Raw genomic sequence first — 22,555 nt, forward strand, 5'->3', positions numbered from 1 at the left:
CTCCTTTTCCATTAAACTGTTAGCCCTTCAAGGAACCAAGCAGCATGCCTTTATTGAAATGCTTCTGAAGAAACGGATAAATGATCATCATCGGCAGTGCGGAGATCACGATGGCGGCCATCTTTACGCCCGGTGTATAGGTGATCACTTGCTCCATCAATGTGGCTGATCCGTCCATCGGCTCATTCAAAACGAGCATTTGCCTTAAAAATACTTGCAGCGGCCACATATCGGAATCGTTCAAGTAGATCACAGCCGAAAAGTATGTGTTCCAATATCCAACCATATAAAATAAAATAAAGGTGGCAATAGATGCCATCGATAATGGGAGCATAATGCTGAAGAACATTCTCCATTCTCCACAGCCATCAGCCCGAGCGGATTCTTCCAACTCATAGGGGAGCGAGGAAAAGAAGCTGCGCATGACAATGGCATAGAACGGAGAGATTGCCCCAGGAAGCCATAAGGACCAGAACGTATTAATCATCCAAAATTGTTTGATGACCAAATACGTTGGAATCAAGCCACCAGAGAACAACATTGTGAACACGATCATGAAATTGAAGGTAGTCCTACCTTTCAACCATTTTTTGGATAACCCATAAGCCATGAAGGTTGTTGCCGATATGCTGATGACTGTACCGATCACCGTAATGATGACGGCGTTCCTGAAGCTATTCGCAAAGTCGTCGTTTGCTAGCAAATATAAATACGCGTCCAACGTCCACTCTCTCGGAATGATGAAGAAACTTCGGGTCAAATACTCTTTTTCCGTTGCAAAAGACGTCATCAATACATAGAGAAGTGGGAACAAGAGTAGCGTTCCCCATACGATGAGCACTGCGTAAACGAGAACATCGAAATACCTTTCATTGCCTGATAGGCGACGGAGTTTCATCAGTATACACCATCCCTTCCCGAGCGTTTCGCAATGGCGTTCGCCGAAAGCACCATCACAAGTCCAACAACCGATTTGAACAGTCCGACTGCTGTCGTATAGCTAAACTCACCCTGCTGTACCCCAACCCGGTAGATGTAGGTATCAAACACGTCGGATACCACAAGATTAAGCGGGTTTTGCAACAGGAAAATATGTTCAAAGCCGACATCAATAAAGCTTCCAAGACGAAGGATGAACAAAGTAATAATGACCGTAGTAAGAGAAGGTAGTGTGATGTGCCAAATTTGTTTCCAACGGTTGGCACCGTCCATCATCGCGGCCTCATACAGTGTCGGATCGATGGAGGACAGAGCAGCCAAATAGATAATCGCGCTCCAGCCCACTTCTTTCCATATGTTCTGTAGCAGCCATATCCAGCGGAAATGATCCGGGTTGTTTAAGCCTTGATACCTTGGAAGACCAATAGAATCCAGAAACTGATTGACCCCTCCAAACTCACCGGCAAAAAGGACAATGGTAATACCGACAACGACAATCATCGAAACAAAGTGAGGCAAGTACACAATTGTTTGTAACGTCGACTTAAACCATTTCAAGCGAACCTCGTTGAGAATCAACGCGAAAAGGATTGGCGCAGGAAAATAAAAGCAGATATCGATAAAATTTAAAATTAGAGTGTTTTTCAGAAGCGTCACAAACTGCTGTTCGGTGAACAAGCGGACAAAATGATCCAGTCCTACCCACTTGCTCCCCCATATCCCACGAAACGGACTATACTGCTGAAAAGAGATGATGATGCCGAACATGGGTAAATATTTAAATAGTATAATTGACATTATCCCCGGAAATATCATCAAGTAAATGGGGAAAGCTCGCTTGATGTAATGGGAGGAGGCTGAAGTAGCCCTAGTTGTGCTGACAGATTTATCTTCCGTAACGGACCTCATGCTGTCCCACCTTTCGGTATTAAAAAAATGGTCGGCCGCACCTGCTCCGGCCGATAGGGTATCGTATATTATTTTCCGTTTAGTTTGGCGTATGCGTCGTTTATTTCCTGTATCATCTTGTCACCTCCGTCCGCCTTCCATGCCGCAATCGCCTTGTCGATGCTGTCTATAGGCTCCTCCCCGATGACGATTTTGAGCTGAGTCTCTTTGAACTTCGTATCAAGGGTCTTTTCTTTCTGTGCGTAGGTCTCCGAATAGATTTCCAACCCGCCAGATGCGTTTTTCCATGGATATTTGGCATTGTTCTTATTGAAAGTTTCGTCAAATTTGGCTACCTCAGGAGCAGTCCAACGGTAATTCCCGAGGTTTGGATCGGCGCGCAAGAAAAACCAATTGTTCAAAATCCGAGGCAGGTCAGTATCTATGAGTGGCGTTGCTTTAAATGTGCCATCAGCTTCTTTCGTATAGTGAACGCCTTCAAGCCCGCTTTTCATAATATCCGTGCCTTCGTCGGTCACCCACCAATCGAGCATCTTCAAAATCCGTTGTTGCTTCTTAAGGTCAATTTTGCCGTTGATCACGGTTTTTCTATTTCCAACCAAATCCGTCGGATTTCCGCGAAGACCAGTAGGGCCGATTGGCGGTGCTAGCTGAGCCAGCTGTGCGTTCGGGTCTATTTTCTTTAGTTTTTCGGTATCTGTCCTTAATCCAAGAGGGTGATGAGTCCAAATACCCGACTTGCCTCCTTGGAACAACTCGTAGACATTGTTGTTTTTCTTGCTGAGGAAGTCCTTGTCCAGAACACCCTCCTCATACATTTTGTGAAGATAGCCGAGGAATTCTTTCTGCTCCTTGGCTTGTACATACTGGGGAATCAGCTTACCGTCCGCCATCTTCCAGCCGTTGGCAAGACCAAATGCGGCCCGCAATTGAGCGGTGTTCGCCCCTAACTCTTGATCCGTTGTGAAACCTACCGTATCTTTCTTCCCGTTCTTGTCCGGATCATTCAATGCGAACGCCTTCATGATCTGATAAAATTCATCAACGTTGAATGTCTCTTCTTTCGGCATCGGTAGCCCCACATTGCTTATCCAGTCCGTGCGAATCTGATAGCTGTCCCGGACCTCTATTCCCCACGTCGGCATCCCATATAATTTCCCCTGTGGATTCAGCATCTTCCATTGGTCATCCGGCCACGCCTTTGCCAGATTCGGGTACTTACTCAGATGAGGAGCCAAATCCATGAAAATCCCCTCATTTTGCCATTTGACGAAATTGTCCGTGGTGAGCCTATACATGTCCGGCAAGTCTCCCGACGCTGCAAGCACATTCAACTTGTCCTTGTAGGTCGCACCGTCCGTCCACATAAGCTTCAAATCAATGTTAAACTTCTCGTTCAGATACTTGATGGTAGGATGGTCTTCCCGCCATTTTCCTCCACTCCACGATTCCGGCATAAAGGTGATTGTCAGCTTTTCCTTCATATCATCCGCGACACCGACATTGTTTGTTTTTCCTGCGACGTCACCCGATTGACCGTTACTAGAACAACCAGCTAAAGCGGATGCTACCATAATTCCTGAAATTAATAGTGCTACTTTTTTCTTCAATATTGACCCCTCCTGTAATATGACTTCAATTACATTGTAGAATATAAGTAGCGCTTTGTTTTTTCACATTTTTCTCATTTGTTATCCAATATTATTTTTGTGAAATTTCTTATTCATTTGTATCAGAAAATAGTTTAAAAGGGATACGGATGGCAACGACTGTCCCTCTATCCGAAAACGATTCAATTCTTATTCCGTACCTCTCCCCGTACTGAAGTACAAGGCGTGCATGCACATTAGCCAGTCCGAGCGAATCGCGTGCGGCATAGTAACCAGCAGTTTGATGCTCGGCAACTTGGGCAAGAGAGTTGCGAAGGGCCTCGAGCTTGTCTCTCGGGATACCGGGACCATTATCCGCTACTTCAAGAATGAGATCGGTGCCTTCGTCAAAGGCGCTGACCAGAACATTAGCATTTCCGTTCATCGGCTCAACTGCATATTTTACCGCGTTTTCAACTATGGGTTGGAGGGATAGCTTGACAACACGCGCCTCCATGAATTTCTCATTCACGTATATCTTGCTTACAAAATTTTGCTTATAGCGGATATCGATGATCTCCAGATACTTACTCAGATGATTGATTTCCTCGCGAAGTGTTACTTCGAGAGGTTCCAACTTGGCGGTATAACGGAAAAACGAACCTAAACTGACCGCAATCCTTTCAATCTTGGGAATCTCCTCCAGAAAAGCGATGCTTCGGATAATCTCTAGCGTATTATACAGAAAATGTGGATTGATCTGACCTTGAAGTGCTTTGATCATCGCGTCCTTTTGCTTAACCTCTAGCTGCATCTCCCGTAATTGATACCGGTATACATCATCAATTAATGTATTTAGTCGATCAATCATTTGACTAAAACTGCGATTCAGGCTCTGCAGTTCGTCTTTTCCAGGATGAAATTCAACATGAATGCCTAGATTCCCTCGCTCGACTTCGTTCATGACCTTTTTCAGTCGAATCACGGGTTCCATAAGCAGCTTGGTCAAAATTGGAACCACCAGAATAACAAAGATAAATAAAAAAAGTAGTACGATCAGCATCGATTTTGTCGCTACGTTCAAGCCTGTCGCCATCTCTTGAAGCGGAACAACAGCAACGATTCGCCAATCCGTGAACTCTGATCTGGTAAAAGTAATCAAATAATCGAACTTTCCTGATTCTTGCATCGTATCTGGTTCGTTTAAGTGAAAATCGTTGAGTGGCGTCATGGAAATTGATCTGCCAAGTAGACTGGAATTCGGATGATACACCACGGTATCCGATGATGAGACAATAATAAATGTACCGGTTTTACCAATCTTCGTCTTACCCATAATTTCATTCACTTCGGCCATCGAAAGATTGATCACTAGCCTGCCGACCATACGCGTGTTCTCTGTACTGAATACAGGAACAACAAGAGATATGATCGGAACTTTATAAGGATAAGAATCGTAAGTCGGGATGACTACCGTATTCTTGGTAAACGGTAAACGGAGCCACGGTTCATCTGGCCGATACTCAACCTGACCATTTGAAGAAATGATCTCACCGTTTTCTTTCATGAGAACGAGACTCTCTATCTCTGAGTAGTTAATTGCGATGTGCCTTCGAAGCGTATCTTCTATAATTGTTCGGTTTGCCAAGGATAGAGGAGCACTTCCTGTTAGCCATTCTTGGATTAATCCTGCCTCTTGATTCGGATTTGAGGCATGTCCTATGGAGGGTAGTGGCCCAGCGATCGTAACAGAGGTTGACCGAATTAGCTGGTTAAAATATCGGTCTATTTGGTTATTGAGACTTGCCGAAGAGCTTCTCGCGATATTATAGAAGTCCTGTGTTGTTGCCCGGGTATAGTAAATGTGAGCTGAAAGTGCAATCGTTATCACCCCGAGCAAGCTTACTGTCAGGAATGCGACGATCATCTTCTGTTTAATCGAATATCGATACATAAAACGTTTGATGCGGTTCATAGCCCCATCCTCTTTCGAAATTCATTAGGAGAAACACCTGCCGATTTTTTAAAAACCCGGATAAAATAAGGTTGTGTAGCGAATCCAACCTGCTCAGCGATCTCGTAATTTTTCAACTGTGTTTTGATCAAAAGTTCTTTGGCCTTGTCTACTCTAACATCCTGAATATATTGTACCAATGTCCGTCCAGTGCATCTTTTAAACCAAGAGCTGAAATAAGAGATGCTCATGCTGGCAAACCGAGCCATTTCGGTTAATGAAATGTCTCTTTTATATTGAGTGTGAATATATTCGCAAACCCGTTTGATAATTTGATTGTTATTCGTGTTATTCTGCTCTGTATAATACATGATTAATATCATAGCCAAGTTGTTAAAATATCGTATTATTTCGGGATCCACTGCCTCCTCTTGAAGTAAGGGAACTGATTGCCCCGGTGAGAGCTCCTTAACCATGCCGTTCAGCTTCCATTTAAACAAACGAAGCAGATTCGATCTCGCTGCCGGGTTCATATATCTCAAATTCAATACGGAATCGATGATGTCGGACATTTTTCGACTGGCCGTTTGGGGATCCATCTCAGCGAGAGCGTTCACTAGTTGTTGAAAGCGCGACATATAGGCGTTGATTTCTTTCAGGTTGCCCATATTTTGCTCGGATCTGTGCAATGCCTCCCGAAGTTGTTCCATCTCCACAGGCTTAAGTAAATATTCTGAAATCCCGTAACGAATCGCTTTTTGGGCATATTGGAAGTTATCATACCCACTGATAATGATGAATGTCATCGGAATGCCATGTTCATGGATTTTTTGAATTAGCGATAGACCGTCCATCTGAGGCATCATGATGTCCGTAATCAGCACAGTCGGCCATTGCTCTTGAATTAATGCCCAAGCCTCTTCCCCATTCGTTGCTTCCGACACGGATAAAGATTCTCCTCCGATCCGTATCAACATTTCAACGATAGAGTTTCTAATCCAAGGTTCGTCCTCGGCCACTAGAATATGATACATAGCGATCACCCCCATAACGATTATCTCTATAGTTTATCAAAAAAAAGTTATCTTATTTTACTTTTTCTTATCCGATTTTATATAAAAAACATATAACAGTTATTTTCTGAGTTGTGGTGATTCCAATAAAACAATATAAACAGCTTGAAAACACAAATAGCCCTACGATTTTTCGTAAGGCCCAATAATAAGTAATGTTAACCTTGGAGCATATTCAATGAATCAACCGCCCGTCCCTAAATCTTACAACCCGCTTCGCCTGCTCCGCGACCTGCCGATCATGTGTAATTACAATAATCGTCCTCCCCTGCTCATTCAACCGCCTGAAAATATCCATAATCTCCGCACCGGTTTTCGAGTCCAATGCTCCTGTAGGTTCATCCGCCAGAATAATCGGTGGATCTCCAGCCAACGTCCTAGCAATAGCAACACGCTGCTGTTGCCCGCCAGATAATTCTGAAGGAAAGTGCTTCCTGCGTTCCAACAAATCCACTGCTTCCAACGCTTGCAAGACTAACGGCTCTCGTTGTTTTCTCGTTAATCCGCGATAAATCAACGGTAGCTCTACGTTTTCATAAGCACTTAACCTCGGCAGCAGGTTAAAGCTCTGGAACACAAATCCGATCTTCCTATTCCGAATCTCTGCCAGTTGCGAATCCTTCAGCGAGTGAATCTGCTTCCCGTCCAGCACATACAGACCTTCATCCGAAACCTCCAAACAGCCTATGATATTCATCAGCGTGGACTTTCCAGACCCCGAAGGCCCCATAATAGCGACAAACTCACCTTGCGCGATGTCTAGCGAAATATCATCTAGGGCGCGGATTGTCTCCCCGCCCATATAATAAAATTTACTAACATGCTCAATCTGGATTAAGGCTGTCATTGTCTTCGCCTCCATTATCTGAAATCAAATAAATGAAGAATGCGATTCAATTCCAATGAATTCAATTCTTTTACAATCCATTCTCTTACCGCTTCGCCTTATAAAACTCATGATACAGCTTCATTAGCGCCCGCTTCTCAATCCGCGACACATACGACCGTGAAATGCCTAGCTCTTTCGCAATCTCCCGCTGCGTCCGCTCTTCGCCGCCAAGCTCCAAACCAAACCGACCGACAACAACTTCCTTCTCGCGGTCATCCAAAATCTCTAAATTTTTATATATCTTCGACTTCTCAATCTTCAGCTGTACCGCATCCACTACATCGTCAGCTTCACTGCCGAGGATGTCAATCAACGTAATCTCATTCCCCTCTTTGTCCGTTCCAATGGGATCGTGCAGAGATACATCTTTACGTGTCTTCTTCAATGAACGAAGATGCATTAAGATCTCATTTTCTATACAACGCGCCGCAAAAGTCGCCAACTTCGTGCCCTTATTCGGCGAGAAAGATTCGATAGCTTTGATCAATCCGATCGTCCCGATGGAGATCAAATCTTCCAAATCTTCTCCGGTATTGTCGAATTTTTTCACTATATGTGCGACCAATCTCAAATTGTGTTCAATCAACTTGTTCCTAGAGTGATCATTGCCTTCTGCCATTTGTCTAAGATGTAATTCTTCTTCTGCCTCGGTAAGTGGTTGAGGAAACGCATTATTTTTGACATAGGATACAAGCAAGGTTAGCTGCTTTATTAATACAGCTATTGCGCTAAACAATCCAGGCATTCCAGCCACCCCCTTCAGTGTTAGCGGATCTTAGCTGTTCGGAAGTCTCCGCTTTGAGCTTAGTATTAGTGTATGTAGGTGGGAGCCTAGAAGTGCATGTACCTTATAACTTAGACAAAGAAGTCATCTGGAACTAGCTCATTTAAATTGTATTGTCTATCCCGCTTTACACTAAGATAAGAAAGAAACTTTAGTCTCCTCTGATTAAACTCAAATATAGCCTGCTCTTTCGAGGTCTCCATTTCCTCCGCTTCGCTAAGAGATCCGAGCATCCGGTACGCCACAGCCAAAAGATGCTTCCATGATACCTCGAATTGCTCCGCCATCCACGGCTCACCATCCATTAGATTTCTTCCTCTTCATGAAAAAATTTTGTTTACATTAGTATGACGAAAGCTTCCCTGTTATGGTGATAACAAAACTAAGCCTCCTATAAGCTGATGTTCCAGAATACCCCGGTTTGATCCTTACCGATAAAGAATACCTTCATAAGCAGCATACAGATCGTTCTCCAACGCCTCAGAAGGTGCAACTTGATAGCTGCGCGAACAACTGGACCCAATTACAAAAAAAACTGCCGCAGTTCATTTGCATTGCGGCAGTTTTTTTGTAATTAGGATTGCTATTTACGGATAGGGTATAACTAACGAATTAATTGATGTTGGTTGCGATATACGCAAGATCCCAGATATCAATTTTGTTATCGTCGTTCATATCAGCAACTTTAGCTTTTGCCCAATCTGTGCTGGTGGAGTTCTTGCCATAGTGATAAGCTACAATCGCGATGTCACCTACGTTGGTGTCTGCATCTCCGTTTATGTTTGCAGACTTATTAGCTGTTGCTTTGAAGGTATCAATGGATGTGTTGAGTGCTGCGAGAGCACTGTCAACTTGGGCTTGAGTTGCGCTTGCATTGTCTCTTACAGCAATTGCGGTGTTAATTACTTCAAGGAGTGCGTCTTTAGCTGCTTGCGGATATTGACCAGGTTTAGTACCTACTATAGCCGCGTTGTACAGGGTTTGTGCACTCGTAATTGCTGCATTCAAAGCAGTTTTATCCAGTTGAATAGCATCAACGGATATAGTCTTGCTGCTCAGTGCAGCAGTAGTTACGGTTCCATCAGGACCGCCAGTCTTCGCTTGAGAGACTGCAATGGTTCCACTTGTATTCTGAACACCGGACTTTACCTTAAAGGTTATATTCAAAACAGGTGTGCTGATTCCAGCTACCCCTCCTCCGATATTAACGGAAATGATTCTCACTTTTCCAGGGGTAGCAGTATCTTCTTTCAGAACCTGAATGTTACTGGTTGCACCCGCTGCACTGACATAATCGAATACGCTGGAATCATAGCTTAGCGTGATATCCTGTGCGTACACGCTTTGTGTCACGCTATCCAGGCTAACAGCTGCTGTGAAAGTAGCTCCAGGTGTCACACTGTTGTTAGCTGCGATTGTTGCTGTAAGCGATTCGGCTTCTCCATTACCAGGTGTATAGATTCCAAGGTCGCCAAGGTCAATTGCATAGCTATTCTGGAGTTTCTCGTATTCGCCTGCAAAGAAATCATCCAGGTATGAATGTCCTAGAACGAATCTGTCCGGATTCACGGAGCCATAGTAGCCGGCATTGGCATTGCTCTGACTGTCAAACAACACATAGCTTCCCTGCCATCCTGAACCGGCTACGCCCCAGCTGATGATGTGATCGATATAAGGGGCGAACCTGTTGAACAGTTTGTACATCAGCGCGTACTCATAACCAAGGGCGTCAGACTGTCTGACATTAAGTACTGTGGGAGCGACCGCGCCGCCGCCTGGGGTGCTAGTCGGTGCCTTAAGGTCAAGTTCTGAGTAGGCAATACCGGAAAGAAGGCCTTCGTCAATGAGAGAAGCATAGAGGGCCATGGCATATTGGTTATCGCTTGCAAGGGTCTTTCCAATCGAATCGTGTCCCTGAATACCCATGTCTTCGATAAGGGGTCTTCCGTCATACAGCGGATCGGAGAGCCATGCGGTGTTCACTGCTCGAATCATGTTGTATGCAGTTCTCGCTTTGGTGCGATTAGAAATGTCATAATCGTTATAGGTCAATTTCGGAGGATCGTTAACGATATACGCATCAATGCTGCCAACGTTGTCGTGTCCGTCGAGCTTCATGTACGCTGGAAGATTAGCGTAGTTGGATTTGTAAGCCGCCGCCATCTTGGCGTTGGGGGCCGCGATGTGCGCGTTTTTGAAGAGCAAGTAAATGTAATGCTCGGTGATATCGCCGCCAATTAGATCATCCGACATTGCAGAAAGCCAGTTGGTGTTTTTGAGTGACTGTCTCCAGCTGTTCGGATCCGCGGGGATGGTTTCGCTGTGACGGCTTTCGTGGACCTCTTCGTTGAGTACGTCCCATGAATGGATGGGGATTACTCCGCGAGATACACTTGAGCCATACTTCGTATCTGTGGTTAGAAAGTGCCGCATCACATACATTGTGTGGTTAAACTGCACTCTTCTGGCCATTTCTTTGTCTACCTTAACCGTAGTTGTAACGCCGTTGCCCAATCCATAGTAGTTGGTTGTTCCATTATATCCCAAGGAAAGGGTCGCGGGAATCATCTGTCTCATCCATGCAGGGGCCTGGTTGTACCATGCCAAAACGTGGGCGTGAGACTTATACTGTCCGGGAGTTCCGGAATCCCTGATCGCTTGATAAGCGCTGGTCGGGAAACTGTATTCACCTATACCAGGGGTGTTGGTTGCGCCGCTAAGAGCCTCGCCAGTAACGCTTTTCAACCAGCTCGGGCCGCGGGGATGCGTTGCATCGGCCTTGAGATTGTTGCCGTCGACAAAGATTTCATAGTGATTAGCTCTGGTTCCGGTTACTGCTCCGGTACCGATCGTACCGACCATGAACTTGCCATTATCCTTGTTGTAAACATTCTTTAAAGGCGTTACGACACTTTGGTTTTCCTTGTTGACAACATTCGGAAGCGCAACACCGTTAGGATCCGGTGCAGTTATTTTGATGTTGCCGACAAGAAGCTTACCTGTTTCTGCGGGACGGCCGTTCTCGCCATGGAGCTCAAGAATGAAGATCGAAGAAGTGCCAGTTGTGGCGGTAATGCTGTTGTGCTTCAACAACCAGGTTTCACCGTTGTAGCTGCCAATCCAGTCAGGGTTAAGGTTGTTATACTCGTATTCCCTGAGGTAGGTATCGATGTCAGAGCCGGCATTTCTGATCCTCCACCTCATGAATTTTCCCTGCGCGCTCTTGGGATAGAACACATCAAACTCAATAGTTGAGCCTGCCGGGACATCTACACTCGGGGACAACGGAGATTGAAGAGAAATTCCTCCGAAGGTGGAGGTTCCGTTATGGACGTAATTGATCTGAAGCACATCAGCTTTGCCTTGGGAATCTGCAAAAGGGTACGGAATCACATTGAATGTACCACCAGCAAAGTCGGCGGGGACACGGCTATCAAGCGGCGTTCTCTTGGTCCAGACATTGGTTGGCGCAGTAACTTTTACAGGTACTTTACCAGGACCCGGATCAAGACGGAAATAGGGATCTGAACCGTCCGCTTTGATCTTTCCAGTGAAACTCACTATTGCGTTTTCAAGGCTAGCTATGGCTTCGCCGGCAGGAGTGAGCGCATTGCGCGCGAACTCAAGTGCGTTATCAAGATCTTTGAGTTCGTCGGCGTACACCCACGGGAAAGCTTTGTTCACATCAGATCCAACGTCAGTTTGGCTAATCTGGAGCGGAAATTCCTCGTTGCCGGCTTTTAGAGCTTCGGCTTGTGCAATGAGGTCGTTCAGTTCATGTGTCTGTTCGACTCCAGCTGCAGCGGCCGGGACGGGGGCAAACGCGAATATTGAGAACAGCATGATGACTACGAGGATGCGGGAGAGGCCGATTAAGGGTTTTTCACGGTTCATCTTCGTTTTACTCCTTTTCTTAAGGCAACCTCTAAAATCTCGGTTTAGAGTCGCCCAATTTTTAGATTTCGGAATTTTTTACAACTTTACCGATAAAATGTTGTTTAAAGATTTTGGATTTTTTGATGAATTGACCATCAAATATGCCTCCGTTTCTTACTGAGCACTTGCCCCTTGGGCAATATAAACACCTCCCTCTAATGTTGGTTGGCAGATTTTGAAAACGTTTTCACGAAAGCGAATACAAGGTCTCTACCTTCTACAGCCTTAACAGTTGAATGCAGCTCAGCTGTTTGTGTCACCGACGGTGTAGACTATCCTCTTATCTCTGCCACTCTGTATTGACTATTGTTAATAGGATATACAAACCATAGAATTAACTCCATGGATGGATAATAGAACATTTGTACTTTTTTCGAAAGCGGTTACAACTCAGACCCTGGTTTATGATTTCTGTTGACCTTACTTTCATCAAGACCCCTTTTCGTTTGGTCATGCGCTGTGCAATGCCCAACTCCTTCCGTACCAACCGCGCCACGCACTCTTTCGCGAAATATTACTTATACAATTCGAAAGCATTATTCGCTTACTAGCATCGCCACCTATTGCCTCAAGAATCGGACTATCGTTTCGTGTCAATACAGCTGCTTAATCAATATCGCAAGAATGGCAACAATCCTGGCATTCCAGCTACCCTCTTGATCGTATTGCAGAGCAAAATACAACTAAGGGGACTGCTTCAAGGGCGATAATCGCACCTTTGAAGACAGTCCCCTGCCAAGCTAGTTCAACTTATTCAATAATCGGTAGATGATCACGGCCGCTTGTGCTCTGGTTGTACTTTCGTTCGGCATAAAGCTTCCGTTACTTCCTTCAATAATACCTGCGCCTTGCATAGTGCTTATAGCTTCCATCGCATAGTTCGCTATGTCGGACATGTCATTAAAAGCTTCAGAGCTACCCTTCGCAGGAATGCTTACGTTCAGCACTTGTAAAATCCGGCTAGCCATTACGGCCATATCTTGTCTGGATATTACTTCGTCTCCACCAAAGCTTCCATCTTCCCTGCCGCTAATGACACCAAGCCGCTCTGCGGCAGCAATGGAGCCGTAATACCAATCATGCTGATCCATATCTCCGAAGGAGGAAGAGCCCGCATGTTCATCGGTCAAGCTAAAGCTTCTCATCAAAAGTGTTACGAATTCAGCTCTAGTGACCGGGCTGTTAGGTGCATAGCTATCTGCACTTACACCATTAACAACTTCTCTGGCGGCCAATGCTTCAATACTTGCTTGCGCCCAAGATACTTCGTTGAGGTCTTGGAAGGTAACATCCTTGTAGAATACAGCATAGTCGCCAAGCTCTGCCGTTGTGAACTCGACTTGTCCTGTAGCTGCATTGTAAGCCCCATTAACAAGAACCTCTAATTGCCCTGATGCGTTCACATAGCTTACGATTACTTTCTCAGGAGATTCTCCCGGTTTCAGCGTATAGCTAACAGCTATTCGAGCACCCTCGGCACCCAAGTTGCTGATTGGTTTTCCATCCATTTGCACGTCAAATTGGAATACACTGCCGCTCCCAATGGACTGTCTAGCCTGCTCTGACAGAACTCCACGTTCAACGTTCGTTACAACAACTTGAATATTCTTTCCATCTGTCCCTGCCTGTTGCTTCAATGCTTGAATAGGAAGGATAACCTTAGAAGCCCCTGCATGGAATGCGATCTGTTTCACTTGGTTGGCATCCGCTTTGTTCAGCAATTCAACAGGAACTTGTATGACAAGCTTCTTAGTAGTCGACTCTGCTGGAACGCTTAAGCTTATCGTTCCAGCAATAACTCCCTGAATGGCACTATTCATTTCTTGTTCTTTAATTGTAACTGAAGATGTATTAGGATCCTTAGGTTCTTCCTTTACGGGTACACCTACCGTACCGTTGTTGCCTGTTCCTACCGGCGTATCATCGGAGTTATCATCGTCTTCCCCATTATTGTTACTGGCTGTCACCGTTATATTCGCAGTCGCTTGCAGCGCAGTTCCGGATACCGATCCATGTACTACAAAGGCACCAACTTGTGCATAAAGCGTTGGAGCGATGTTGTCCCAGACAACCTGAAGCTGTGAGGTTAGCTGATTATCATATACGGCCGTTACAACCGTCGGTAAGATTGGCGCTATCCCTGTTGTCGTGCTTACGGCAACAGGCTCAATCGCTAGGATGACCGCCGGAGTTTCAGTTACCGTAATATTCGCTACTGCGCGAATGCTTGTGCCTGCGACATCCCCATTTACGACAAACGAGCCAGCTTCGGCATACTGGGAAGCATCCACGAGATCCCATGTAACGGACTGCGATGAAGTAGATTGATCATCATACACAGCTGTTACTACTGTAGGAAGCTCTGGTGCAATACCTTTCGTTGTCAACACCCCAATCGGATTGATACTAACGATCACTGGGTTTGGATTAACAGTGACTTGAGCCTCCGCTCTCACATCGGTCCCCTCTACTACACCATACACAACAAAGCTTCCTGCCTGCGCATATTGCGAAGGTGCCACAGTATCCCAGATTACAGGGTGTGATTTTTGGGACTGATCGTCATATACGGCAGTCACATGAGTAGGCAATACTGGCGCTGCTCCAATAGCGGTCGTAACCAACTTAGGCTCGAAACTGACAATAGCAGCCGGAGTAGCTCCTACAGTGATATGCGCCTCTGCTCGAATTGCTGTACCAGCTACAGTCCCTTGTAGAGTAAAGGTACCTTCCGCCGCATACTGAACGGGTGCTATGCTGTCCCATGTTACCGGCAGCATTTCGACCGACTCGTCACTATAAGTAACAGAAACGGTTGAAGGCAATGTTGGAGCAACATTGACATACGTATTCACGTCAACTGGTGATACCGCATTAATAACGGCTGTTCCAGGAATGATTTCACCACTGCCCATTTTGACGTGGTCCAATGTAATATTAGCGACGGGAACCGTGTCTCCGCCAATTTTCATCACATTGCCGCCGGTACCTAAACTGGCTGCTCCAGCCCAAGCTAGCTGACCGTCAATGTATAAGTCATACGTATAATTCGCGTGAACAACTACTCTGTAATCGTGATACACCGTTGTATCCAAAGTAGTTGTCTTGGTCGGGCTGCTTGCTTTATTTTGTGCCGTACCTTCTGTGCCATACTTTAAATAAAGCCCGATCTGATAATTTCCACTTCTAATTGTAAATTCATTCGTGGTGTTTGCCGCATTTACCTTGGCTCTATACTCTACAGTGAAGGCCCCCACAATAGGCGTGAAAGCGGTTTTCAGTAAATACGTTGAAAAACCGGTGCTTGTGTCAATAATTTTAACATTCCCGCTGTCCTGCGTTACGGAGCCAGAGCCATTGACCAATTTGGACCAGCCTCGTGAATACTTATTCATATCGTCATTAAAGTATTTAAATGGGCCTGGCGGCAGTGGAGGTATCTCGTCTATTGGTTCAACTGCATTCGGGTCCATCTTGGCATAGGCAAGCACGCCGCCTAATCGGTCGCCCTGCTCATAGAACATGTATAAGTCTTCGCCGTCATATACAAAGTTAGCCGAGGCTGTTCGTCCTTTATCAATCACGTCATCAGAGTCATGCAATACGCCCAGATGATTCTCTAGGTCAAAATTAGCACCAACCTCGGTAATATGCACATTGCCCGAAGACGCATGGTAAGCTACATAATGCTTGCCATTCCATGGAAAATAAGTGGGACCGGACAAGTTTGTTCCTTCAGATGCATTGGAAGTAATCAATGGATTCTTTTGTGTCGTCCAGTTGAGACCATCATTCGACCATGCCAGATAAATGTTTCTTTTATTCGCTGTAGTATTACCCATCAGCAGCATGATGTAAGTATTATTTTTGGAAGGAATCGTGTACTTGAACACCTTGGCATATGAGGTTTCCATCAAGCCGACAAAATCACTAGTGCCAAGCGCTTTTCGCTCATACGTAAAGTTGATGCCGTCTGATGTTGAGGCAATCCTTGTCGTCGTATTTTCCCCATGGTAATACATGTAATATTTCTGAGCTGCATCGTTCCATATCATATAAGGTGAGGATACATGCGACACATTGTAATGAGGAGACCAGACATTAGCGATTAACGGGTTAGCGTCGTACTCCGTCCAAGGCCCATCCAAGGAATCGGAGTAAGCAAGATTTATCCCACCTGGCGCATCGTGAGGAGCATAGTACAAATAATAATTGCCTAACGGATTCGCGATGTGTTCCCTTGCATTAACAACCTGAGGAAATATAATCTCGTCCGTAGGATTATATTTTAACTCCAGCGGGTCCAAGACTTGCCCCTGATATTTGAAAATTGGAAAACCTGCTAGAGCGGACGCAGGTTTAGGGTTAACAACGACTACAATGCTCAGTACCATGATAAAACATAAAAAACTGGCTATCACTTTTTTTAGCATCAGTCTTGCTCCTTTTTAATTGTAGATGGTCTTCTCTTCTTATTTCATACCAGTCAAAGCTACACCCTCGATAAATCGCTTCTGAGCGATAAAGAAAACAAGCAATAGGGGTACAGTTGCCATAACGGAGGCTGCCATCAATAAGTGCCAATCAGTCCCTGCCGTATCCGTGAATAACTTAAGTCCAACAGGTAAAGTAAATAGTTTATTATCGCTAATGTAGATTAGCGGATCGAAATAGTTATCCCAGCTGTGAAGAAATGTAAAAATGGCGAGCGTGGATAACGCCGGCGTAGAAAGCGGCAGCATGATACGCCAGAATGTTGTCCATGGTGTGCAGCCGTCTATTTTCGCCGCTTCCTCCAGCTCATTCGGGACCATGATGAAAAATTGGCGAAGTAAAAATACGCCGAATATTCCGCCTGCACCTAATACGGAAGGAACAATTAACGGAAAGTGTGTGTCGGTCAGATGGAGTTTAGACATCCAGACGAACATCGGAATCGCCGTCACCTCCGTCGGAATCATCATACCGGTCAGCAGGATGAGGAAGATGATATTTTTGAAACGAAAATTCATCTTACCAAAAGCATACCCAGCCAGTGCCGCAAACAAGCAAGTCGCTACGGTAACCAATATGGCTATATAAGCGCTATTGAAGAAGTAAAGAGGAAACTCAGGCTGTTTGACGAACACTTGCTTGAAATTAGACCAAGAAATGGGATCAGGAATCCATTGCGGCGGAAACAGGAATATTTTCGTAGGATCCTTAAGTGAAGTCGTGATCATCCATAGGAATGGAAACAAGATTACGAGCGATATAAGGGAAAGTACTGCATAAATGGGCAGGTTTCGAAGTATGCCCTGTTGGTTATTGTTCATGATGCACCCACCTTTTTCTCATATTCCATTGCACGATGGTTAAGATCAGCACTAGGAAAAACAAGATGAAAGCGATTGAAGACGCGTAACCGAATTCAAATTGCTTAAACGCCTGCTGATAAATATAGTACACAAGCACATAGGTGCTAATCCCCGGACCACCGTCCGTCATGACTTGGATTTGAGAGAATACCTTTAGCGAACCGATTAAGGTTAGGATAAGCGCCAGGAAAAACGCTGGTGAGATCATCGGAAAGGTGATATTCCAGAAAGTTCTCATACGCGAGGCTCCGTCAATCTTGGCAGCTTCGTAATACATTTTGGGAACCTCCTGAAGCGCAGCAAGGAAAATCACCATATTCAGACCTACATTCTTCAATACGCTGACTACGATAACTACGGGCATCGCCAAGCCAAAATTGTAGAGCCATGCGGGTCCCTGTATGTTAAATAACTGCAGAATTTGATTGACCAAGCCAGCATCCGTCGCAAAAATGTATTTCCACACAATCGCCCATACGACAATCGAAGTCACAACCGGCGTGAATATAGCGGTTCGAAACAGGCTGATCCCTGGTATTTTTCTATTTAACAGAAGTGCTAAACCAAGCGCGAGCATCAAATTCAAGGGAATGAGCCCCGCCGAAAAGTACAACGTATTCCATACCGTTTTCCAAAATAAAGGGTCGTTCAGAAATGCTTTCTCGTAGTTATCTAACCCTACAAACTCCGTATCGTGTAGGAGAGAGTAATTGGTGAAGCTCATGCCGAATGCAGCTACGATTGGAATCAATAGGAAAATGATATACCCGAGTACCATCGGAGAAATAAATAAGTAAGCATACCAGGCTCCGCTTGAAGCAAGACGGCTTTTGCCGCGTTTCCGAACGGAAACGGGTTGCCCGGTCTGCAGGGTTGGAGTCAGATTCGCATCTGTGGAATTCATGTTGTTTCTCTCCTTTCTCTGTAAGTTAATCATTCAAATGGTGTGCGAAACCCACAGCAAAGCAAGAAGTTCGGAGTAAAAGGGATCTGACGATTGCTAAGACATCTAGCCGTAACTGGCCATAAACAAGCAACAGACCCTTTTCTACTCTAAACTTCTTCACTGCGCTTTTTATTTAAGCAACGGGCTTACTTCACTTTCGGCTTTGGTCAATACATCCTTCACCTTGCCCGACTGCGCATAGAGCAAATCAAGAATCGTTTGCATCTTGGTATCAATTTGCTGCCAATTTTTGTGAGCTGGCAACGTAGTAGCGCCTACCATTTGATCGATGACGGCAAGCTTCACACTCTCAGTCGATGGCCCTTGCTTCAGGAATGATTCCGATTCCAGGATCGACTTGCGGCTTGGCACGAAATATTGGCTCGTAATGTTCATATTCTCATTATTCGTAATATATTTTAAGAAGTCCGTTGCTTCTTTCGGGAATTTGCTGTCCTTCATAACGACAACGCCAGCGTATCCCATTGTAGTGCCAGCACCTTTGGGCCCCTGAGGCAATGGAGCGATATCCCACTCGAAGTCTTTGATCGCCTTAGCTTTACCCATATAGCTGAACAATTCTTTTTGCATGGCAATTTTACCCGTGTCGAACGTCGTTTGATCGCCTGGCTTCGGATGCACTTTATCCTTGAATATCATATCAGAATACAACTGAAGCGCTTGCTCGCCCTCTTTGGAGTTCAAGGTAAACTTCGTACCATCTTTACTTAACAGTTCAGCACCGTATGAATTAAATACCGTTTGCAGGGCATCTGGCCAGTTGGTCCAGCCATTGCGTACAAAATTCGTTCCATATACACCCTTTCCAGGGTCAGCTAATGCCTTGGCCGCTTTGAGGAACTCCTCATAGTTCCATTTTCCTTGCTTATACAGCTCAGTTGGCGTTGCCAGTCCTTTTGCTTTGAACATCGTTTTGTTGTAGTAGATCATCGATGTAGGTGTAGAAAATGGAATTCCATAGATTTTGCTGTCTTTGGTTAATAATTCAAGCGTGGTCGGAAATACCTCATCAAATTTATACGCTGCATCCGACTTCAAGGAAGTTACGTCAAGAAGCTGACTGCCCTGAATGAATTGCGGTATCATACGTTCTGCGAGCCATGCGACATCCGGAGCCGAGTTCGATGCTTGCATGATCGATAGCTTCTGCTGGTAGTCAGCGAAAGGAATGATCGTAATCTCCACACTGATGTTTGGGTTTTTCTCTTTATATTTGGCAATCATATCCTCATACATTTTCTTATGTGTGTCATTGCCCCATATGCTGAATTTCAGTGTGACAGGCTTCTGCTCCTTCACCTCTGTTGACGAACTTGGCGCTTTGGTAGCTCCGGCTGCTGCCGGTGTATCTGTTTTGGTACCGCAAGCAGCTAATACCGAAGTTGTTACTAACAGCGTGCCCATAAGTAAGCCAAACTTTTTATTCATATTCGAGTTCCCCTTTTAGTTGTAGTATGTAACCGCTTCAATAAAACGTTTACAAACCTTATTATAAAGAAAACGAACCTTCTGTTTTATGGCCTAAAATTCAGAAAAGGTTCGAATTGTATCGATGTTGGTTGAAATCCGGATTAAATTCTTATTCCTTTTGCTCGCGAAATTCCGATGGAGTCAAACCAACGATTTGCTTAAACAAAGACATGAAGTACTTCCCATTCGGATATCCCGACATTCTTCCGATGTCTTGAACCTTCATATGTGTGGATTTTAATAGCTGCTTGGCCTTCTCTATACGGCGCTGCGTCAGGTAATCTGAAAGGTTCTGTCCCGTTTCGGACTTGAACAAAGCAGACAAATACCGATGATTTAGAAAAACCTGATCAGCCAAGTATTGCAGCGATATGTTCTGATCCAGATGAAGGTCGATAAGCTCCTTCACTTTTCTTATGATTTGTCGCTCCTCTTGCCCGTCCTTTACAGGGGCAGCAGCTTCGGCTTGCAGGGGATTACTTTTGATATGCACCTTCTTCAATCGATCTATAACTAGCGCTAATTCAGCCTTGTCTACAGGCTTCAATAAATAATCCGCAGCATGATACCTTAGTGCGTCCCGTGCATACTCGAAATCACTGTACCCGCTCACGATGACTACTGGCAGTTCAGGGAATTGGTCCCTGAGCCTTCTGATCATCTCAATCCCGTTCATTTCCTTCATACGGATATCGGTAATGACGACATCCGTCGTATTAACCTTCAGCCAATTGATCGCTTCAAGGCCATTGGACATTTCCCCAACTACCTGAACGCCGCCTATGATATGCTCAAGCAAATGACGAAAGCCATTCCGAAGATTGATTTCATCCTCAACTAATAAAATACGAAGCACTTTTCATTCCCCTTCCCACTGCAATGGAATTTTCACAATAAAATGAGTGCCTTGCCGATGAGTCCTATCCAGAAATAAACCGTATTCCGGTCCGAACAACAGTCGGATTCTCCAGTGCACATTGCGTAGCGCGAAGCCTTTCTTCTTAAATCCGAAGCCATCTCTTGCGCCGTGTTCATTGCTTTCTTTGTACATATGAGCTTCTACCTGTGCCATTCTTTCTTCGTGTATCCCCTTACCATCGTCTGATACCGTGATGATAAATTGATCCTCTTCTATATACGTGGCGATCCGAACGGTGACAATATCCTCGTCCATGGCATGCTCGATCACATTTTCGATCAAGGGCTGAAGAAATAATTTGGGAACGAGATAGTCCTCATGCCCCAGGTCAACATCAAGCTCCATCCGAAGCTGTCCACCTAATCGATAGGACTGGATCTGGATATAGGATTCCACGAATAGCAGCTCATCCTTCAGATAAACAAGCCGCTCCTCCTTATTTACAGTAAAGCGCAGCAGTCTGCCTAGACTGACGACAACATTTGATAGCTTAGGCTGATTCGACTCCAGAGCCATCAAATTGATCGATTCCAGCGTATTGTAGATAAAATGAGGGTTGATTTGACTTTCAAGCGTTGATAACTGGGCATCCTTTTCACGAAGCTTGCTTTCATACACCTCTTTAATTAGACGCTCGATTTCAGATACCATCGTGTTGAAACCATCTGTCAAATGACCAATTTCATCATGGGAGGTAACTTCAGCTCGTTCACCAAAATCACCTTTCTGCACCTTTTTCATTTTCTTATGAAGATGTCGAATAGGATTCACTAATCGGCTTGATGCTACAACTGCTAGTAGATAAGCAACGAGCATCGAAGCAGCCGAAACAATAACTGTAGATTTCACTAACTTGCGAGCTCCTGCAGTTACCTCACTCTTCGGGATAAAGCCCGTCACCTGCATACCCGTAAATTCGGAGTTTACCTTTGCCGAAATTTGTTCTTCTCTGTTGGCTACCTCCTTCAGGCTCAACGAATTATCCATATCCACCTCATCAATCGGGTAGATCACATCACCATTACGATCCGAAATGTAAATTTGACTCTTACTATTATAATTCTTGGATTCTAGCAGACTCTTGAAACCCTTCTCCGACAGATCAACCTTCACGATACCCAAATATTTATTGGTAGAAATTTCCCTAATAACACGTGCAATGGAGATGACCTTCTCTGCGCCATCCAAATAATAGTCTGCATCGTGAGGCGGTAATACAACAATAGAACCGTTCCCCTTCTCAACGCCAGCCATCCACGGATTGCGTGAAGCTTCCCAGTATCGATCAATGGTTGTCTCCAGGTTGCTAAACAAATTCCCGTCAAGCGCAAAAATCAAGATGCTCCTGATCTCACTTCGATCAAAGGTGAGTGAAGAAATCATCAGATTCATCTTGCTGTATTCATCGGAGGTCACAAAGACTGGAGAACTTTGCCAGTCGTGCTTTCTTAGAATATTCATTACATTCTCATTATAATAAGGCGCCATCGTAATTCGATCCATATCCTTCATATATTGATCCAGGTTAATGTTGACCTGCTCAATAATTTGGCGCGTGTATCTACGAGAATCCTCCTCGACATTTGCAATATATTGATAGTAAGTAATCAATCCGCTGATAAAAAAAGGGACTGTAATTAGTAAAGTAAATAAAATAATGAACTTGCTCCTTAAGGATAAAAAAAGCTTCATGGTCATTCTTGAATATTCACCTCATAACTTCAGATTCATTGTTATATACGGCCCTATTATGATCGCTACTGGACTAG

At 44.8% G+C, this 22,555-nt stretch carries 15 protein-coding genes; all 15 read right to left on the reverse strand.

Annotation, left to right across the window (positions count from 1 at the left end):
• Positions 1-19: 19 nt before the first annotated feature.
• The 15 genes from ASG89_RS17055 to ASG89_RS17125 all read right to left on the reverse strand — a co-directional run bounded on the left by ASG89_RS17055 (position 20) and on the right by ASG89_RS17125 (position 22,484).
• Complete coding sequence (locus ASG89_RS17055; protein WP_057311905.1) at positions 20-898, reverse strand: carbohydrate ABC transporter permease; 879 nt, start codon at positions 896-898, stop codon at positions 20-22.
• Positions 898-1,737: an ABC transporter permease gene (locus tag ASG89_RS17060; RefSeq protein WP_235549802.1), complete on the reverse strand. Its 840-nt coding sequence runs from the start codon at positions 1,735-1,737 to the stop codon at positions 898-900. Before ASG89_RS17060 ends, ASG89_RS17055 begins: the two co-directional genes overlap by 1 nt.
• A 179-nt stretch (positions 1,738-1,916) precedes the next feature.
• Positions 1,917-3,458, reverse strand: coding sequence for a hypothetical protein (locus ASG89_RS17065; protein ID WP_057311907.1), 1,542 nt, complete (start codon positions 3,456-3,458; stop codon positions 1,917-1,919).
• Between the two features lie 109 nt (positions 3,459-3,567).
• Positions 3,568-5,412, reverse strand: coding sequence for a sensor histidine kinase (locus tag ASG89_RS17070; protein WP_057311908.1), 1,845 nt, complete (start codon positions 5,410-5,412; stop codon positions 3,568-3,570).
• Positions 5,409-6,425 carry a response regulator gene (locus tag ASG89_RS17075; protein WP_057311909.1) on the reverse strand — a complete coding sequence of 339 codons (1,017 nt, stop codon included), beginning with the start codon at positions 6,423-6,425 and terminating at the stop codon, positions 5,409-5,411. The genes ASG89_RS17070 and ASG89_RS17075 overlap by 4 nt, the downstream gene beginning before the upstream one ends.
• A gap of 214 nt (positions 6,426-6,639) precedes the next feature.
• Complete coding sequence (locus ASG89_RS17080; RefSeq protein WP_057311910.1) at positions 6,640-7,311, reverse strand: ABC transporter ATP-binding protein; 672 nt, start codon at positions 7,309-7,311, stop codon at positions 6,640-6,642.
• Between the two features lie 85 nt (positions 7,312-7,396).
• A complete protein-coding gene (sigK, locus tag ASG89_RS17085) occupies positions 7,397-8,098 on the reverse strand; it encodes an RNA polymerase sporulation sigma factor SigK (RefSeq protein WP_057311911.1) in 702 nt (233 codons plus the stop codon).
• 110 nt (positions 8,099-8,208) lie between these two features.
• Complete coding sequence (locus ASG89_RS37155; protein ID WP_057311912.1) at positions 8,209-8,442, reverse strand: hypothetical protein; 234 nt, start codon at positions 8,440-8,442, stop codon at positions 8,209-8,211.
• Between the two features lie 307 nt (positions 8,443-8,749).
• Positions 8,750-11,980 (reverse strand): endo-1,4-beta-xylanase, encoded by a 3,231-nt coding sequence (locus tag ASG89_RS17095; protein WP_162259711.1) that lies wholly within the window; start codon positions 11,978-11,980, stop codon positions 8,750-8,752.
• Between the two features lie 833 nt (positions 11,981-12,813).
• Entirely contained in the window at positions 12,814-16,506 is a 3,693-nt protein-coding gene (locus ASG89_RS17100; RefSeq protein WP_057311914.1) for an Ig-like domain-containing protein, read from the reverse strand.
• 39 nt (positions 16,507-16,545) lie between these two features.
• Entirely contained in the window at positions 16,546-17,388 is an 843-nt protein-coding gene (locus ASG89_RS17105; RefSeq protein WP_057311915.1) for a carbohydrate ABC transporter permease, read from the reverse strand.
• Positions 17,378-18,334 (reverse strand): carbohydrate ABC transporter permease, encoded by a 957-nt coding sequence (locus ASG89_RS17110; protein ID WP_057311916.1) that lies wholly within the window; start codon positions 18,332-18,334, stop codon positions 17,378-17,380. Before ASG89_RS17110 ends, ASG89_RS17105 begins: the two co-directional genes overlap by 11 nt.
• Positions 18,335-18,505: 171 nt before the next feature.
• Complete coding sequence (locus ASG89_RS17115; RefSeq protein ID WP_057311917.1) at positions 18,506-19,825, reverse strand: ABC transporter substrate-binding protein; 1,320 nt, start codon at positions 19,823-19,825, stop codon at positions 18,506-18,508.
• Between the two features lie 151 nt (positions 19,826-19,976).
• Positions 19,977-20,723 carry a response regulator transcription factor gene (locus tag ASG89_RS17120; protein WP_057311918.1) on the reverse strand — a complete coding sequence of 249 codons (747 nt, stop codon included), beginning with the start codon at positions 20,721-20,723 and terminating at the stop codon, positions 19,977-19,979.
• Positions 20,724-20,726: 3 nt separating this feature from the next.
• Complete coding sequence (locus ASG89_RS17125; RefSeq protein WP_057311919.1) at positions 20,727-22,484, reverse strand: sensor histidine kinase; 1,758 nt, start codon at positions 22,482-22,484, stop codon at positions 20,727-20,729.
• Positions 22,485-22,555 lie beyond the last annotated feature (71 nt).

Origin of the sequence: Paenibacillus sp. Soil766 (assembly GCF_001428105.1) — a bacterium.
Lineage (GTDB): Bacteria > Bacillota > Bacilli > Paenibacillales > NBRC-103111 > Paenibacillus_E.

What these genes read in the sequence shown, in the direction of transcription:
- ASG89_RS17110 (WP_057311916.1), bottom strand. Translation starts at nt 18,334, where the DNA reads ATGAATTCCACAGATGCGAATCTGACTCCAACCCTGCAGACCGGGCAA.
- ASG89_RS17060 (WP_235549802.1), bottom strand. Translation starts at nt 1,737, where the DNA reads ATGTCAATTATACTATTTAAATATTTACCCATGTTCGGCATCATCATC.
- ASG89_RS17095 (WP_162259711.1), bottom strand. Translation starts at nt 11,980, where the DNA reads ATGCTGTTCTCAATATTCGCGTTTGCCCCCGTCCCGGCCGCTGCAGCT.
- ASG89_RS17070 (WP_057311908.1), bottom strand. Translation starts at nt 5,412, where the DNA reads ATGAACCGCATCAAACGTTTTATGTATCGATATTCGATTAAACAGAAG.
- ASG89_RS17115 (WP_057311917.1), bottom strand. Translation starts at nt 19,825, where the DNA reads ATGAATAAAAAGTTTGGCTTACTTATGGGCACGCTGTTAGTAACAACT.
- ASG89_RS17100 (WP_057311914.1), bottom strand. Translation starts at nt 16,506, where the DNA reads ATGCTAAAAAAAGTGATAGCCAGTTTTTTATGTTTTATCATGGTACTG.
- ASG89_RS17075 (WP_057311909.1), bottom strand. Translation starts at nt 6,425, where the DNA reads ATGTATCATATTCTAGTGGCCGAGGACGAACCTTGGATTAGAAACTCT.
- ASG89_RS17105 (WP_057311915.1), bottom strand. Translation starts at nt 17,388, where the DNA reads ATGAACAATAACCAACAGGGCATACTTCGAAACCTGCCCATTTATGCA.
- ASG89_RS17080 (WP_057311910.1), bottom strand. Translation starts at nt 7,311, where the DNA reads ATGACAGCCTTAATCCAGATTGAGCATGTTAGTAAATTTTATTATATG.
- ASG89_RS37155 (WP_057311912.1), bottom strand. Translation starts at nt 8,442, where the DNA reads ATGGATGGTGAGCCGTGGATGGCGGAGCAATTCGAGGTATCATGGAAG.
- ASG89_RS17055 (WP_057311905.1), bottom strand. Translation starts at nt 898, where the DNA reads ATGAAACTCCGTCGCCTATCAGGCAATGAAAGGTATTTCGATGTTCTC.
- sigK (WP_057311911.1), bottom strand. Translation starts at nt 8,098, where the DNA reads ATGCCTGGATTGTTTAGCGCAATAGCTGTATTAATAAAGCAGCTAACC.
- ASG89_RS17125 (WP_057311919.1), bottom strand. Translation starts at nt 22,484, where the DNA reads ATGACCATGAAGCTTTTTTTATCCTTAAGGAGCAAGTTCATTATTTTA.